This window comes from Ramlibacter monticola (assembly GCF_016722785.1).
GTDB lineage: Bacteria > Pseudomonadota > Gammaproteobacteria > Burkholderiales > Burkholderiaceae_C > Ramlibacter > Ramlibacter monticola.
In genome coordinates this window covers 1-13,290 of sequence record NZ_JAEQNE010000012.1, presented here as the reverse complement: position 1 = coordinate 13,290, position 13,290 = coordinate 1, and the positions used below count along the sequence as shown (strand labels likewise).

Here is a 13,290-nt window from a genome sequence, read left to right as displayed (position 1 = left end):
CGCAACGGGCTCCTAAGCTGGCCTTCCGCACCGGAGACCGCCATGCCCGCACTGCCCTGGACCGACGGCCTGAAGCTCGGACTGCCCCCCATGGACGACACCCACGAGGAATTCGTCGCCCTGCTCGCGCGCGCCGAGGCCGCGGACGACGCGACGCTGCCGGCGCTGTGGGACGAGCTGGTCGAGCACACCACCGAGCACTTCGCCCGCGAGGACGAATGGATGCTGGCCACCGGCTTCGCGCTGGGCAACTGCCATGCGACGCAGCACAAGGCGGTGCTGCAGGTGCTGCGGCACGGGGCGGCCGCGGCGGCGCGGGGCGACCTGGCGCCGATCCGCAAGGTGATCCGGGAAGTGGCGGTCTGGTTTCCGCACCATGCCCAGACCATGGACGCCGCGCTGGTGCTGCACCTGCGGGGGCTCGGGTTCGACCCCCATACCGGCGAGGTGAGCCGGCCGGACGCGCTGCCGGCCGAAGCGATCGCCTGATCAGCGCTGCTCGCGCAGCAGCCGCAGCTCGTTGGTGCCCTGCTCCGAACCGTTGGCCGGCACCATCTCGCCGCGGCGGTCGCGCACGGCATCCAGTTGCGCCAGCAGCCTTTCCGGGGCCTGCGGGCCGGAGCCGATCCAGGCGCCGTGGGTCAGCGTGACGTGGGCCGCCTCGACCCCGCCGCCGCCCGCGCACAGGGTGGTGCGCGTGGGCGCTTCCTCGCTCGCCAGCACCAGCATCGCCGGCACGACCGCCTCCGGGCCGAAGGCCTCCAGCATGTCCTGCGGCAGCAGGGATTCGGTCATGCGCGTCACCGCCGTGGGCGCCAGGCAGTTGACCCGGATGTCCGCCCTGGCGCCTTCCAGCGCCAGCGTCTGCATCAGGCCCACCAGCGCCAGCTTGGCGGCGCCGTAGTTGGTCTGGCCGAAGTTGCCGTACAGGCCCGTGGAGGACGTCGTCAGCACGATGCGACCGTACTTCTGCGCCGTCATCACCGGCCACAGCGCCTTGCAGCAGTGGACGGCGCCCATCAGGTGGACGTCCAGCACCTGGCGGAAGTCCGCCAGGTCCATCTTGGCGAAGGTCTTGTCGCGCAGGATGCCGGCGTTGCTGACCAGCACGTCGACCCGGCCCCAGGTGTCCATCGCCTGCTGCACCATGGCCTGGACGGCGCCGAAGTCGGTCACCGAGGCACCGTTGGCAATGGCCTCGCCGCCGGCGGCGCGGATCTCCGCCACGACCCGCTCGGCCGCGGTGAGGGAACCGCCGGAGCCGTCGACCGCCCCGCCGAGGTCGTTGACCACCACCCGCGCGCCGCGCGCCGCCAGCGCCAGCGCGTGTTCGCGCCCCAGTCCGCCGCCCGCGCCGGTGACGATCGCCACCCGGCCGCTGAAATCCAGTGCCATCCCGGCCTCCCATTGCCGTGTTCGGAAGATCGGGCACTGTAGCGCATGAGCCTGACTGCCCGGCGGTCGACTTTCCCGCCCGGCGGTGCCGCCCGCCGGTCTGCCGGTCGCGCGATTTTGAATCAATATGTAAAACTAAAACCCGTGAACGCGGTCCCGCAGCGCACCCCGCCTGCTCCGCATCCTCAGGAGGAAGCCATTCCATGGGAATCTTCGATACGTTGCTCGGGCGCAAGCCGGCCCCCGCCGTGGCCAGGGCACGGACTTCCGGCGGCGCTCCGAGCACCCAATTCGATTCCCAGCTCACCCAGGCCGGGAGCACCTCGCAGTCCGTCCGCAAGGACCTGCTGAAGGTGGTGTTGCGCGAAACCCTCATCCGCAACGGCATCCCGCCGAGCTGGCTGTCCGCCGACATGCTGCGCACCAGCAGCCCGTCGCGGCGCGACACCGGCCTGCACGTGCGCTTCCTGGTCCGCCACTGGGATCCGCGCCTGCTGGAATGCGCGGTGGCCTTCGAATCCGAATTCACCGGCCGGCTGCAGGCGCTCGACCCGCTGGCGTCCAACTGGCTGATGGGCTTCTCGTGGCAGATCGCGCTGGAGGACAAGAGCGTCTGCCCGCGCCTTCCGCATCCCGGGGCCTGGACGGCCCCGCCGCCGCAGACCGCCCCGGCGCCCCTGACGCAGCCGAGCAGTTTCGGCGACGTCATCGCCGGGCCGACCGCGCTGGAAGGCTCCAAGCCGCTGGACGACGTGCGGGCCGATCTCGAGGCCCTGCTGGCCCTGCGCGACGCCGACATGCGCAAGCATGCCGCCGCAGGCGGCGACCGCGCCTACGCCGCCACCCGGCCGGCCTCGTTCTGAGGGCGCGCGCCCCAAAAGCAAAAGGGCTGCCCCGGGGCAGCCCTTTCTTGATTTTGGGGCGCGAAGCGCGTCAGCGACGGCGGTGGGGCGGCGGCGCGCCGCCGGTGTTGCGGTTCGGCAGGTGGCGGAACATGATCCGGCCCTTGGTCAGGTCGTAGGGCGAGAGCTCCAGGCTCACCAGGTCGCCCGCGATGATGCGGATGTGGTTCTTGCGCATCTTGCCGCCGGTGTAGGCCACCAGTTCGTGGCCGTTGTCCAGGATCACGCGGTACCGCGAGTCCGGCAGGATTTCGGCCACGCGGCCGTTCATTTCGATCAGTTCTTCCTTCGCCATGCAGATCCTTCTGGGACGGCTCCCGCCCGCTCGTGCGAAACGACGCCGCGACCTGCTCAGGGCAGGAGCCTTGCCGTGGGTATATCGGCCGGCCAAGGGGCCGGTGCATGCAGACCTGCGCGTTCCAGGCCTTGCAGCTGCAGGGCGGGGTCTGCTTAGGGGCCGGCCGCGCACGCCATGCAGTCCAGCCCCAGATCCCGCGATTGTAAGCCGCCCGCACGATTCGTGCCGGGAAGGGGTTGTCCGCGATGCGGCCCGGAGCGTTCGGAGCGGCTGCCGCCGCTCCTTTTCGGGGGGCCTCAGTTCGGGATGCGGCTGATGCCGTCCACCACCATGCCGGAGCCGGACGCGACCAGCACCAGTTCGCCGTCCACGCGCAGGTAGCGGTGGCCGGGCGGCAGCTTGGGCAGGCTGGAGCGCAGGTCCTGCGGCACCGTCGCGACCGCCGCACCGCGCGGCACCGCCTGCCCGACCTGCCAGTTCGCCGCCTGGCCGGCCGCGGGATGGGCCTCGTAGTACTTGCGCACGGCGGCCCGGTCCTTGTCGTCGAAATAGGCCCCCGGGCCCAGCGGCTTGCGCGCGAAGTGGGTGCCCTTGCCGACGTCGTCGGTACGCAGTCGCGGGTCGGCGCGGTCGTCCAGCGCCTGCTTGGCCTGCCGCGCAGGGGCGGGTTGCCCGTCGTCGTCGCGCGAGGCCGCGGCGGCACCGGCGCCGAGCGCGGCGGCCCGCGGGACGGCGGCCTTCTGCGCCAGGGCGGCCCCGGCGCCGGGCTCGGCGGCCCGCGGCACGGCGGCCTTCTGCACCGGGGCGCCCCCGGTGACGGCGCGGGGCGCGGGAACCGGCTGGCGCGCCATCTTGGCGGGTGGGGGTGTCGTCGGCTTGCGTGCCTCCGGCTTGCGGGGCTGCACCGGGCGGATCTGGTCGAGCGGCCGGCCGATCACCGCCGGGGCGATAGGGTCCGGCATGGGCGACTCGGCCAGCGCGATCGTCGCGCAGGTGGTCTCGGCCAGCAGCAGGGCCAGCAACAGCGGCAGGCGGAGCTTCAGGTCCATGGGTGTCCTCGGGAGTCGGTGCGGGCGACATGCACTTTGAGGTCAGCCATGGACGCCGGCGTGTCCGCCCGCATCCGCTTTGCAGGTCGGACCCGGCCGACTGCGGGCGGCCAGACGGCCGCCAGCGGACGCTTAGACCGCCGCCAGAGCCGGCGCGACGGCGCTCTGGCCGCGGCCCAGCCGCTCGGGCGCGACGTACTGCTGCCGGTACTGCTCGAAGGGCATGGAGTCGCCCGCTTCGACCGCGGCCTGGTCGCGCACCGACTGCGCCGCCAGCGCTTCCATGCGCTGGTGCAGGGCGCCGCCGTAGGGCAGCTTCAGCAGCTTGTCCTTGGCCTGCTGCGACTGCGCGCGGGCGAAGGCCCCGAAGCCGTTGTCGTGGTCGCGCGCCATCGCGGCGAGCACGCGCGCCGAGGGCAGCATGTCCGGTGTGGCCAGCAGCGCCTGCCCCGCGCGCAGGGCGTCGGAGTAGTCGCTGGTGGCATGCACAGAATCGAGCAGCGCCGCGATCGGCACGCATTGCTCCAGCACCTCTGCGCCCCAGTCGGTGAGCTTGACCTCGCGGCCGTCCCGTTCCAGCAGCAGCGCCGGGTCGCGCCCGAAGGCGGCGGTGCGGTGCTGGTTGCGGCCGAGCGCGGCGATCTCCTGCGGCGTGTCCTCGGGGCTGTCCGCCAGCAGGCAGTGCAGCAGGAACACGTCGAGGAAGCGCAGCGTCTGGGCCTTGATGCCGATCGGCACGAAGGGGTCCAGGTCCATCAGCCGCACCTCCACGTACTCCACGCCGCGCTCGCGCAGCGCGTGCAGCGGGCGCTCGCCGGGCCGGATCACGCGCTTCGGCCGGATGGTGCCGTAGAACTCGTTCTCGATCTGCAGCAGGCTGGTGGCGAGCTGGTTGTACTCGCCGCCGGGGTTGACGATGCCGATCGCCTCGTAGGCCGGATAGGGCCGCGTCAGCGCGTCGTACAGCGACGTGGCATAGCCTTCCAGGCTGTTGTAGCTCACCGCCAGCGAGGCCTGGGCGTCGCTCTGGTAGCCGAGGCGCCCCATGCGCAGCGAGGTGCCGTAGGGCATGTAGACCGTGCCCTGCGACAGGGTCTGCAGTTCGTGCTTGCGGCCGGTGACGAAGCTCGCGCAGGCGGCGGGCGAGGCGCCGAACAGGTACAGCAGCAGGAATGCGTGCCGGCGGAAGTTCCGGATCAGGCCGAAGTACTCGGCATCGCTCACGCCGGGCATCGACCAGTTGTAGTGGATGCCGGAGATGGTCTGCATGCGGCGGCCGTAGCGGTGCGCCAGGCCGACGCGGTAGACGCTCTTGGCGCGCCCGACGTTCGAGGAGCCGTAGCGGCCGATCGGGATGTTCTCGTCCGCCGGCAGCGCGCAGGGCATGCTGCTGACCCACAGCAGTTCGTCCCCGAGGGCGCGGTAGACGAACTGGTGGACGTGGGTGAGCTCCCCCAGGCACTGCTCCACGCTGGCGTGCACGCCGGTGATCAGCTCGAGCTGGGATTCGCTGTAGTCGGTGGTGATGTGCGGATGCGTCAGCGCAGAGCCGAGCGCCGCCGGGTGCGGCGTCAGCGCCAGCGCTCCCCCCGCCGCGGCGCGCAGGCTCTCTTTCTCGATGCCGCGCCGGATGCCTTGCAACCGCGCGGGCGCCAGCGTGCTCAAGGCCTGTTGCAGTTTGCTCATGGAAATTATTCTCGCCACCCTCGGGATCTCGTTGCGTGCGAAGTTAACACCTTTGCACAAAGCCTGCTTGCGGGCGGTCAACCTGAGCCTGGGGGCGGGCGTTGTGGTTTCCCCGGAGCGGGGTGCAGAATGGCCGCGTTCGGTTCGCAACGGGAGGCCACCATGAGCGTGAGCGTGAAGATCGAGCTGGGCTACGAATTCGAGGTGCGGGCGAAGTTCGAGGAGGTGTTCGCGGTGCTGTCGGACGTGCCGCGTTCCGTGTCGCACTTCCCCAAGGTGGACCGCCTCACCGATCTGGGCGACGGGGTCTACAAGCTGGAGATGAAGAAGGTGGGCACCGAGCAGGTGAACATCCAGACCGTGTACGCCAGCAAGTACGTGAGCGACAGGAACCTGGGCACGGTGACCTGGACGCCCGTGCAGGGCGTCGGCAACGCCCTCGTCGGCGGCAGCTGGAAGATCACGGACACGAAGGGACGGTCCACCAACTGCGTGCTGAACGTCGAGGGCACGGTGGACGTGCCGCTGCCGGGGCTGATGAAGCCGGTGGTGAAGCCGGTGGTGGAGAACGAGTTCGAGAAGGCCATCGAGAAGTACATCGACAACCTGATCAAGGAGTTCGGCGGGGAGGTATGAGACTCGCCGCGCGCGGCGAGTCCATCCTTGAATCCCGCCTGCGCGGGAATGACGCCGGGGCGTCACTGGGGCGGCGAGACCTCCCGGTACTGCACGTCCTCGATCTCCTTTTCCAGCGTGCGGGTGCTTTCGTCCAGCACCGCGTCCGCTTCCTGCGGCATGCGGCCGTCCGGGGTCAACTTGTCGACCATCTCCGGCATGATCTCGGCGAAGGCCTGCGCCACCTGCTCCTCGGGCACGCCGAGGCGCTGGGCCATCTGCTGCAGTTCCTCGCGGCCCACCACCTGCTCCACGGAGCCGCTGTCGATCGTCTCGTTGTCGCCGGTGGACATCCAGGACTGCGCCTGCCGGCCCAGCCCCTTCTGGCGGAACTTGTCGAGGACGCCGTCCATGCCGCCATTGCGCTGCACCCAGCGCATGGCCAGCGGCAACAGCATCACCAGCAGGGCGGTCTGGTTCGCGTAGGGCCGCTTGCCGCCGGGCACGCCCATGGGCTGGCCCTGCCCGCGGCCGCGCATCATGCCGGCCAGCACGCTGCCCAGCGCGATGCCGCCGAGGGCTCCGCCCATGCCGCCACCCGTGCCGCCGCCGAGGCCGCCGCCCATGCCGCCGCCCATGCCGCCGCGCATGCCGCGCTGGCGCATCGCCTGTCCGAACAGGCCGCCGAGGACCTGGCCCAGCAAGGGATTGGTGTTCATCGAAAGCTCCTTCTTTTGCGTGGATGCTTTCGATCTTGGGGCGGCGCCCGGGCGCCCCTGTAGGCGAAGGTCGGCGTTACGCCGCGGAGAGCACGCGCACCAGCCAGGCGTTCAGTTCCTCGATCTCCAGCGGGTTGACCGCGTGGCCCATGAGGTACTCGTGCCACTCCACCTCGTGGCCCAGCGCCTGCAGCGTGTCGCGCGAGGACTCCGCGCGCTCCAGCGCCACGACTTCGTCGTGGCTGCCGTGGGCGAGGAAGATCGGGGTCCGGAGGCTGGCGCTGCTGCGCTCCGCGGCGGTCTTGTCCGCCAGCGGGAGGTAGCCCGAAAGGCCCATGATGCCGGCCAGCCGTTCGGGATGGCGCAGGCCGGTCAGCAGCGAGATCGCGCAGCCCTGCGAGAAGCCCCCCAGCACGATCCGGTGCGCCGGCACGCCGCGCTCCTTCTCGCGTTTGAGCAGCGCCTCCACGAGTTGCTGCGAGTGGCGCAGGCCGGCCTCGTCCTGCGGCGCGCCTTCCTCGAAGCCCAGGATGTCGTACCAGGCCCGCATGCGATAGCCGTTGTTGAGGGTCACCGGCATCACCGGCGCATGCGGGAAGATGAAGCGGACCGGCCCCACCTGCCCCAGTTCCAGTTCCTCGGCGATCGGGACGAAATCATTGCCGTCCGCGCCGAGGCCGTGGAGGATCAGAATGGTGGCGGTCGGGTCCGGACCCGACTCCGCCTCGATGATGTCGAGCATGCGTGTCTCCTTCGATGCCGAGCATAGCCTGCGCGCGGCTGCAAGCCGCGTCCGACAGCCCTATGGAAAGCGTCCCGACTTACGCGCAGCCCGGCCGTCCGCAGGATGGGAGCAGACGCTGAAAGGAAACCGCATGAAAGTGCAAGTCAACACCAGCAACGACATCGACAACAAGGACGCGCTCGAACGCTGGGCCAGCGATTACCTCAACGAGCACCTCGGCCGCTTCGACCAGGACATCACCAGCGTCGAAGTGCAGCTGACGGACGAGAACCACTCGAACAAGGGCGGTGGCATCGACAAGCGCTGCATGATGGAGGCCCGGATCAACGGCCGGGCCCCGATCGCCGTCACCAACTACGGCCCCGACCAGAACCTGGCCTTCCGCGGCGCCGCCGACAAGCTGGAGCATGCGCTGGAGCACGCCTTCGGCAAGCTCGATCGCCGCGAACACCGCGTGCGCGAAACGATCCGCCGCGACCCCGAAGCCCTGGAGGGCACCGCCCTTCCGCCCCAGTCCTGATCCCTGCCCCCGCCCGCGTGCCTCAAGGCTGCGGCGCAGCGCAGACACGATTGGCAACACCTGCATCGACGTGTTTCCGATCCGTGGCCTGCCCCGCCGCGGGGGCATGCTGCGTGCGTAAATGGCGCTCCGCGTTTGCCGGCCCTCCGTGCAAGCGGGACCAAGAAACAAGGAGCGCATTCCATGAATCTCGCACTGAGAAAAACGACCTGCCGGGTGCTGGTGGTTTCGCTGCTGGCGCTGTCGTTCCAGACCGCGCGCGCCGGCCTCATCGGCGCCGACCAGGCCGCGGCCGGCACGACCAGCCCCGAGCGCGCCCTGGTGCTCGCCGCGCTGGACCGCGCGGACGTGGCCGCGCAGTTGCAGGCCGCAGGCGTCGACCCGCGCGCGGCACGCGAGCGCGTGCAGGGCATGACGGAGCAGGAAGTGCATGCCCTGGCGCAGGACATGCAGGCGGCCCCGGCGGGAGGCGTCAGCACCTGGGGCTGGGTCGCGATCGTGCTCGTCGCCGCCCTGATCTGGTACTACGCCATCCGCAAGTAAAGGGGATGCCGGCGACTTCGGCCCTGCGCCGGGCCCGGCGGTTCGCCCTGGCGGCGGCCGTGTTCCTGCTCGCGGGCTGCAGCACGCTGATCCCCCAGACCGTCGCGCTGCGCACCGGCTGGCCGGCCGGGGTTCCGCTGCAACTGGAGCTCGCGCAGGTCCCCTTCTTTCCCCAGGGCGACTACCAGTGCGGGCCGGCCGCGCTGGCGATGGCGATGCAGTTCGCCGGCGCGCCCGTGCGCCCCGAGCTGCTGGTCGGAGAGGTCTGGCTGCCCGCGCGCCGGGGCAGCCTGCAGGTGGAGATGCTGGCCGCCCCGCGCCGGCACGGGCTGGTGGGCTACCGGCTCGAGGCCCGCTATGCGGACCTGCTGCGCGAACTCGCCGCGGACCACCCTGTCGTGGTGCTGCAGGACGTCGGGCTGCTGCTGCCCGAGTGGCACTACGCCGTCGTGAACGGGTTCGACTACGCGAGCGGCACGATGCTGCTGCGCTCGGGGCTGCAGTCGCGGCAGGAAATGCCCTTCTCGTACTTCGAACGCACCTGGCGGGCGGGCGGGTACTGGGCGATGGTCGTCACGCAGCCCGAAGACATCCCGGCCACGGCCACCGAAGCCCGTTGGCTGGAGGCGCTGCTGGGACTCGCGCGCGCGGGCCCCAACGAGGCGGCGGTGCGCGGCTACCGCGCCGCGCTGGCGCGCTGGCCCGACAGCCTGCCGGCCGCCGTCGGACTGGCCAACCAGCTGCATGCGGGCGGCGCGCTGGACGAGGCCGCGGGCGTGCTGCGCGGCGCCCTGCGGCGGTTCCCGCATTCCGTGGTCCTGATCAACAACCTGGCGCAGACCCTGTCGGACCAGGGCCGCAACGCCGAGGCGCTGGCGCTGATCGACCAGGCGCAGGACCCGCAGAGCCCGTTCGCGGGCGAGGTGCGCTCCACGCGGCGGCTGATCGAGGAGCGGCTGCGCTGACTAGCGCCCCGCCAGCACGCGCGCCACGCGCGTGACGAAGCCCGGCGAGTGCGCCGGGTCGATCCAGCGCACCACCACCACCGCGCGGTGCTTCGGGTCCATCCACACGTAGTGCCCCCCGGCGCCGACCATGAACCAGCTCTCGCGCGAGGCATCGGCGAACATGCCGCCCTGGCGATTGAGCCACGTGAGCCAGCCGTAGAAGGGCGCGATGGCGCAAGGCTGTTGCATGCGCTCGACCCAGGCGGCGGGAACCAGCTGCTGGCCCGCATGGATGCCGCCATCGAGCAGCAGTTGCCCGATGCGGGCCTGGTCGCGGGCGCTGATCGACACCCCCGCGCCCCAGTGCGTGCCGCCCGGCACCGACTGCATGCCCAGCCCGCCGATGTCGACCCAGGCGTCGTCGTAGCCGACCCAGCGGAAATCGCGCCCGCCACCGAGCGGCTGCAGCACGGACTGCCCGAACACTTCGGGCAGCGGCTGGCGGTACAGGTGCAGCAGCGCCAGCGACAGCTGGTTGATGCGCACGTCGTTGTATTCCCAGTAGCTGCCCGGGCGCTGCAGCGCGCGCGCCTCGCCCTTGCGCCCCTGCGGCGGCTTGGGATCGTGCGCCACGCGGCGGTTGTGTTCCACCTGGTCCGGCATGCCGAGGCAGCTGCCGTGCCACTCGCTGGTCTGCTCCAGCATGTGGGCCCAGGTGATCTCGCGGTTATGCGGATCGTCGAAGCCGATTCCCGGCAGCCGCGACGAGATCCTTTCGTTGGGATCGAGCAGGCCGCGGCCCTGCGCCACGCCGGCGAGCAGGGCGAGATAGGTCTTGGCGACACTGAACGTGAGGTCCGCCCGGTCAGGCTCGCCCCAGGACGCGACTTCCTCGGCGCCGACGCGGATCACGCCGGACACGCCGCCGCGCGCATGCACCGGCCCGCGCAACCGGTTGTACGGCGGCGGGTCCTCGTGGTGCACGCCCCATTTCGCGGGCTCGGCGGCGGGGTCGCGCGGCCACGGCACTTCGTGGCCCTGCGCGTAGCGGATGGCATCGGAGAAGTCGGGCATGCACCGAGCATAGCGCGGGCGCTTCCGTGTGACACTCCGGACATGGCCCTGGAATTGATGACGAAGCGCAACTTCGAGACCCCGGCGCCCTCGGCCACGGTGGTCCTGTTGCGCGATGGCCCGGACGACCTGGAGGTCCTGCTGCTGCGCCGGCACAGCCAGTCTTTCGTGCTGGGTGGCGCGTACGTGTTCCCCGGCGGCAAGGTCGATCCCGAGGATGCGGCATCGGCGTCGCGCCTCGATCGCGAACTGTCCGTGCTGCACGCACAGCTCGGGGAACCCGAGCTGCCGGCGGCGGAGGCCGGCGCCCTGTACGTGGCGGCGATTCGCGAACTGTTCGAAGAAGCGGGGCTGCTGCTCGCGGACGTGAGCCCGGAGCAGGCGGTGGGCGCGTGGACGGCGCTGCGCGCCGGCGAGCGCTTCGACGCACTGATCGCCGCGCTGGACCTGCGCCTGGCCGCCGGCGCGCTGCAGCCCTGGTCCCGCTGGATCACGCCCACCCTCAGCAGCGTGGGGCGCCGGCGCTTCGACACCCGCTTCTTCCTCGCCGCCGTGCCGCCGGGGCAGGTCGCGCGGCACGACGAACACGAAGCCACCGAGAGCCTGTGGATCGCGCCGCGGGCCGCGCTGCGCGAATACTGGGCCAATCGCATCGACCTGGCGCCGCCGCAGATCATGAGCCTCACGCACCTCGCGCGCCACCGCGACGTGGCGAGCGCCTTCGCCGCGGCGCGCTCGCGCAAGCCGCCCTGCATCCGGCCCGAGCCCCACGAGATCGAGGGCACGCGCGTGCTCTGTTATCCCGGCGACCCGGGCCATCCGCAAAGCGAGCAGCTGTTGCCCGGGCCCACCCGCCTGTGCTGGCGCAACGAGCGTTTCGAACCCGAAGCCGGATTGGGCATCCTCCTGGGGGAGTAGCCCACAGGGGCGCCCGAGCCCTGCCTACAGGCGCTCGCGTGCGCGACCTTCGCACTCGCCACGGCCCGGAAGACTCCAATCCATCAAGGCCAACCGGTCATCGCGCTACAAAGACAGGGATCGGACTCTTCTGCGACCGCAAGCGGATCAGCGAGACCATTGTCCAGTGGGCCGGTTGGCTCCCCCTGCGGCCGCGCCGGCCGCCATCCTTCCCCCGGAACCGTTGATATTCACGCGCTGCGCGCGCGAGCGCATGTGCGCCGTCATCGGTGCTGTGGCAGCTCCCACGACCGACACCGCCGTTGGCCTACAGGGGCGCGCCGCACGGCGGACCTACCCTGCAGCCACGTCACACACAAGGTCAGGGAGCCATTTCATGAGCCCGCTGTTCATGCGCATCTTCACCCTGGTCGGCATCGCGCTGGCCGCCGCGAGCATGCAGTCGAAGGCGCGCGCGGAGAGCCTGACCGGCCCCGCCGTGCAGCAGGTGCAGGCGGTAGTGGTGGCGCAGCTGAAGGCGTTCTCGGAAGAAGATGCCGACGCCGCGTTCGCCGCGGCCACGCCCGCGATCCGCCAGTCGGTCGGCGACCCGAGCCGCTTCCTCGCCATGGTGCGCGGCAACTATCCGATGGTGCACCACCCGGCGGGTTACGCCTTCCTGGCTCCGCAGATCGAGAAGGACCAGGTCCTGCAGGCCGTCGCGCTGCGCGACGAGGACGACAAGACCTGGATCGCATTGTTCACCCTGGAACGCCAGCCGGACGACTCGTGGCGCATCGGCGCCTGCATCGTGGCCGAGAACGACTGGCGCTCCACCTGAGGATTCCCACCCATGCAGTACCCGATCGCCCTCTCGTCCCAGGAATCCCCGGGGCAGCACCGGCGCCACGGCGCCCGCCGCCTGGGCGTCGGCTGGTCCCTCGTGTTCTCCGCGCTCCTGCTCGGTGGCGGCCTGGCCGCCGCGAACCTGCCGCACGGGTGGGGCACCCCCAGCGCCTCCCCGCAGCTCCTGCAGCAGGTGGTGCAGCGGCAGCTGCGTGCGCTGGCGCGCGAGAACGCCGGCGAGGCCTTCGCGCTGGCGGACGTCGGCCTGCGCACGCAGTTCGGCAGCCCCGAGGCCTTCCTCGCCACCGTGCGCGACGAGTACCCGATGCTGATGCATCCGGCGAGCTTGCTGTTCCTCAAGCCCCGGACCGACGGCAGCTTCGCGATGCAGAAGGTGCGGCTGACCGACGAGGATGGCGCGTCCTGGTCGCTCACCTACCTGCTCAATCGGCAGCAGGACGACCAGTGGAAGATCAGCGGCTGCGTGGTGACGCCGGAGGGCCGGCAGGTGATGACCTGAGAAAGGGCCGCGATGCAAGTCTTCGTTCTTAATGAAATCAAGGACTTAGCTCATTCCGACCGTTCGTCTGCACATCCCAATGCAGATAGAGGTTTGGTGCTTTCCACGACGCCAGTGTTGCTTCTAGGAAACTTGCGCGCCTCGACGAGGGGCGCGCGCCCCTTGACGAGGGCTGTACGCTCGGGGCTCCGCTGGGCAGGCGCCCGAGCGCACGCGGCGCGCCAGTATCGTCGCCGAAGTGAAGACAGGGCGACTCCACTGTTGCCTCTCCGCACTTTGATGTTTGCCAGCTCATCTGTTTGCGCTGAATAATCCGCCGGATGCAGATTTGTGAACGGCGACAAGAGCTTGCGACGCAGGGTTGGCGGTTCTATCCGGCACCCCAGGTTTTATCCCGCAGTAGCCTGCGGGCTACATTACGTTGAACTAAACCGCTGACGCGGTGGTTGGTCCATCAGGCCGCCACCGCGTTTTCATTTGCGTTGCCCGGTGTGAGGCGCAGCCTTGAAGGGGGAATGTTCCCGGCCCTTCAAG

Annotated in this window: 16 protein-coding genes; 9 read left to right on the top strand and 7 right to left on the bottom strand. The window is 70.6% G+C overall.

From position 1 onward, the window contains the following. The first annotated feature begins 42 nt into the window (after positions 1-42). On the top strand, positions 43-489 hold the full coding sequence (locus JJ685_RS28425) for a hemerythrin domain-containing protein (protein WP_201677764.1): 447 nt from the start codon (positions 43-45) through the stop codon (positions 487-489). Here JJ685_RS28425 and JJ685_RS28420 read toward each other — a convergent pair whose 3' ends face one another. Further along, positions 490-1,395 carry an SDR family NAD(P)-dependent oxidoreductase gene (locus tag JJ685_RS28420; protein ID WP_201677763.1) on the bottom strand — a complete coding sequence of 302 codons (906 nt, stop codon included), beginning with the start codon at positions 1,393-1,395 and terminating at the stop codon, positions 490-492. Between the two features lie 203 nt (positions 1,396-1,598). Here JJ685_RS28420 and JJ685_RS28415 point away from each other — a divergent pair, with 203 nt between their 5' ends. Continuing rightward, positions 1,599-2,258 (top strand): hypothetical protein, encoded by a 660-nt coding sequence (locus JJ685_RS28415; protein WP_201677762.1) that lies wholly within the window; start codon positions 1,599-1,601, stop codon positions 2,256-2,258. A gap of 70 nt (positions 2,259-2,328) precedes the next feature. Here the strand turns inward: JJ685_RS28415 and infA are convergent, their stop codons facing one another. The 3 genes from infA to gshA all read right to left on the bottom strand — a co-directional run bounded on the left by infA (position 2,329) and on the right by gshA (position 5,330). Further along, positions 2,329-2,592 (bottom strand): translation initiation factor IF-1, encoded by a 264-nt coding sequence (gene infA, locus JJ685_RS28410; protein ID WP_201677761.1) that lies wholly within the window; start codon positions 2,590-2,592, stop codon positions 2,329-2,331. Positions 2,593-2,891: 299 nt separating this feature from the next. Next, entirely contained in the window at positions 2,892-3,644 is a 753-nt protein-coding gene (locus JJ685_RS28405; protein WP_201677760.1) for a hypothetical protein, read from the bottom strand. A 132-nt stretch (positions 3,645-3,776) separates the two neighbouring features. Then, positions 3,777-5,330: a glutamate--cysteine ligase gene (gene gshA, locus JJ685_RS28400; protein ID WP_201677759.1), complete on the bottom strand. Its 1,554-nt coding sequence runs from the start codon at positions 5,328-5,330 to the stop codon at positions 3,777-3,779. Between the two features lie 162 nt (positions 5,331-5,492). Between gshA and JJ685_RS28395 the strand changes: the two genes are divergently transcribed. Beyond that, on the top strand, positions 5,493-5,966 hold the full coding sequence (locus tag JJ685_RS28395) for an SRPBCC family protein (RefSeq protein ID WP_201677758.1): 474 nt from the start codon (positions 5,493-5,495) through the stop codon (positions 5,964-5,966). A gap of 62 nt (positions 5,967-6,028) precedes the next feature. Here JJ685_RS28395 and JJ685_RS28390 read toward each other — a convergent pair whose 3' ends face one another. Together JJ685_RS28390 and JJ685_RS28385 are read right to left on the bottom strand one after the other, a co-directional pair. Continuing rightward, positions 6,029-6,664: a YidB family protein gene (locus tag JJ685_RS28390; RefSeq protein WP_201677757.1), complete on the bottom strand. Its 636-nt coding sequence runs from the start codon at positions 6,662-6,664 to the stop codon at positions 6,029-6,031. 76 nt (positions 6,665-6,740) lie between these two features. Next, complete coding sequence (locus JJ685_RS28385) at positions 6,741-7,406, bottom strand: alpha/beta hydrolase (RefSeq protein WP_201677756.1); 666 nt, start codon at positions 7,404-7,406, stop codon at positions 6,741-6,743. Between the two features lie 133 nt (positions 7,407-7,539). Between JJ685_RS28385 and JJ685_RS28380 the strand changes: the two genes are divergently transcribed. From JJ685_RS28380 to JJ685_RS28370, 3 genes are all read left to right on the top strand, one after another. Next, positions 7,540-7,929 carry an HPF/RaiA family ribosome-associated protein gene (locus tag JJ685_RS28380; protein ID WP_201677755.1) on the top strand — a complete coding sequence of 130 codons (390 nt, stop codon included), beginning with the start codon at positions 7,540-7,542 and terminating at the stop codon, positions 7,927-7,929. 183 nt (positions 7,930-8,112) lie between these two features. After that, positions 8,113-8,472: a PA2779 family protein gene (locus tag JJ685_RS28375; protein WP_201677754.1), complete on the top strand. Its 360-nt coding sequence runs from the start codon at positions 8,113-8,115 to the stop codon at positions 8,470-8,472. Positions 8,473-8,477: 5 nt separating this feature from the next. After that, the gene (locus JJ685_RS28370; RefSeq protein ID WP_201677753.1) at positions 8,478-9,437 is read left to right on the top strand and encodes a PA2778 family cysteine peptidase; all 960 of its coding nucleotides are present in this window, start codon (positions 8,478-8,480) and stop codon (positions 9,435-9,437) included. On the opposite strand, the gene JJ685_RS28365 is transcribed toward JJ685_RS28370, so the two are convergent. Further along, a complete protein-coding gene (locus tag JJ685_RS28365; protein WP_201677752.1) occupies positions 9,438-10,493 on the bottom strand; it encodes a serine hydrolase domain-containing protein in 1,056 nt (351 codons plus the stop codon). It abuts the gene before it with no gap. Positions 10,494-10,535: 42 nt separating this feature from the next. Here JJ685_RS28365 and JJ685_RS28360 point away from each other — a divergent pair, with 42 nt between their 5' ends. The 3 genes from JJ685_RS28360 to JJ685_RS28350 all read left to right on the top strand — a co-directional run bounded on the left by JJ685_RS28360 (position 10,536) and on the right by JJ685_RS28350 (position 12,756). After that, positions 10,536-11,411, top strand: a complete 876-nt coding sequence (locus JJ685_RS28360; RefSeq protein WP_236599362.1) for an NUDIX hydrolase — start codon at positions 10,536-10,538, stop codon at positions 11,409-11,411. 376 nt (positions 11,412-11,787) lie between these two features. Then, the gene (locus tag JJ685_RS28355; protein ID WP_201677751.1) at positions 11,788-12,231 is read left to right on the top strand and encodes a DUF4864 domain-containing protein; all 444 of its coding nucleotides are present in this window, start codon (positions 11,788-11,790) and stop codon (positions 12,229-12,231) included. A 12-nt stretch (positions 12,232-12,243) separates the two neighbouring features. Beyond that, positions 12,244-12,756, top strand: coding sequence for a DUF4864 domain-containing protein (locus tag JJ685_RS28350; RefSeq protein WP_201677750.1), 513 nt, complete (start codon positions 12,244-12,246; stop codon positions 12,754-12,756). Positions 12,757-13,290: the final 534 nt, after the last annotated feature.

What these genes read in the sequence shown, in the direction of transcription:
- JJ685_RS28385 (WP_201677756.1), bottom strand. Translation starts at nt 7,406, where the DNA reads ATGCTCGACATCATCGAGGCGGAGTCGGGTCCGGACCCGACCGCCACC.
- JJ685_RS28420 (WP_201677763.1), bottom strand. Translation starts at nt 1,395, where the DNA reads ATGGCACTGGATTTCAGCGGCCGGGTGGCGATCGTCACCGGCGCGGGC.
- JJ685_RS28425 (WP_201677764.1), top strand. Translation starts at nt 43, where the DNA reads ATGCCCGCACTGCCCTGGACCGACGGCCTGAAGCTCGGACTGCCCCCC.
- JJ685_RS28365 (WP_201677752.1), bottom strand. Translation starts at nt 10,493, where the DNA reads ATGCCCGACTTCTCCGATGCCATCCGCTACGCGCAGGGCCACGAAGTG.
- JJ685_RS28350 (WP_201677750.1), top strand. Translation starts at nt 12,244, where the DNA reads ATGCAGTACCCGATCGCCCTCTCGTCCCAGGAATCCCCGGGGCAGCAC.
- JJ685_RS28370 (WP_201677753.1), top strand. Translation starts at nt 8,478, where the DNA reads ATGCCGGCGACTTCGGCCCTGCGCCGGGCCCGGCGGTTCGCCCTGGCG.
- JJ685_RS28375 (WP_201677754.1), top strand. Translation starts at nt 8,113, where the DNA reads ATGAATCTCGCACTGAGAAAAACGACCTGCCGGGTGCTGGTGGTTTCG.
- infA (WP_201677761.1), bottom strand. Translation starts at nt 2,592, where the DNA reads ATGGCGAAGGAAGAACTGATCGAAATGAACGGCCGCGTGGCCGAAATC.
- JJ685_RS28355 (WP_201677751.1), top strand. Translation starts at nt 11,788, where the DNA reads ATGAGCCCGCTGTTCATGCGCATCTTCACCCTGGTCGGCATCGCGCTG.
- JJ685_RS28395 (WP_201677758.1), top strand. Translation starts at nt 5,493, where the DNA reads ATGAGCGTGAGCGTGAAGATCGAGCTGGGCTACGAATTCGAGGTGCGG.
- gshA (WP_201677759.1), bottom strand. Translation starts at nt 5,330, where the DNA reads ATGAGCAAACTGCAACAGGCCTTGAGCACGCTGGCGCCCGCGCGGTTG.
- JJ685_RS28405 (WP_201677760.1), bottom strand. Translation starts at nt 3,644, where the DNA reads ATGGACCTGAAGCTCCGCCTGCCGCTGTTGCTGGCCCTGCTGCTGGCC.
- JJ685_RS28390 (WP_201677757.1), bottom strand. Translation starts at nt 6,664, where the DNA reads ATGAACACCAATCCCTTGCTGGGCCAGGTCCTCGGCGGCCTGTTCGGA.
- JJ685_RS28380 (WP_201677755.1), top strand. Translation starts at nt 7,540, where the DNA reads ATGAAAGTGCAAGTCAACACCAGCAACGACATCGACAACAAGGACGCG.
- JJ685_RS28415 (WP_201677762.1), top strand. Translation starts at nt 1,599, where the DNA reads ATGGGAATCTTCGATACGTTGCTCGGGCGCAAGCCGGCCCCCGCCGTG.
- JJ685_RS28360 (WP_236599362.1), top strand. Translation starts at nt 10,536, where the DNA reads ATGGCCCTGGAATTGATGACGAAGCGCAACTTCGAGACCCCGGCGCCC.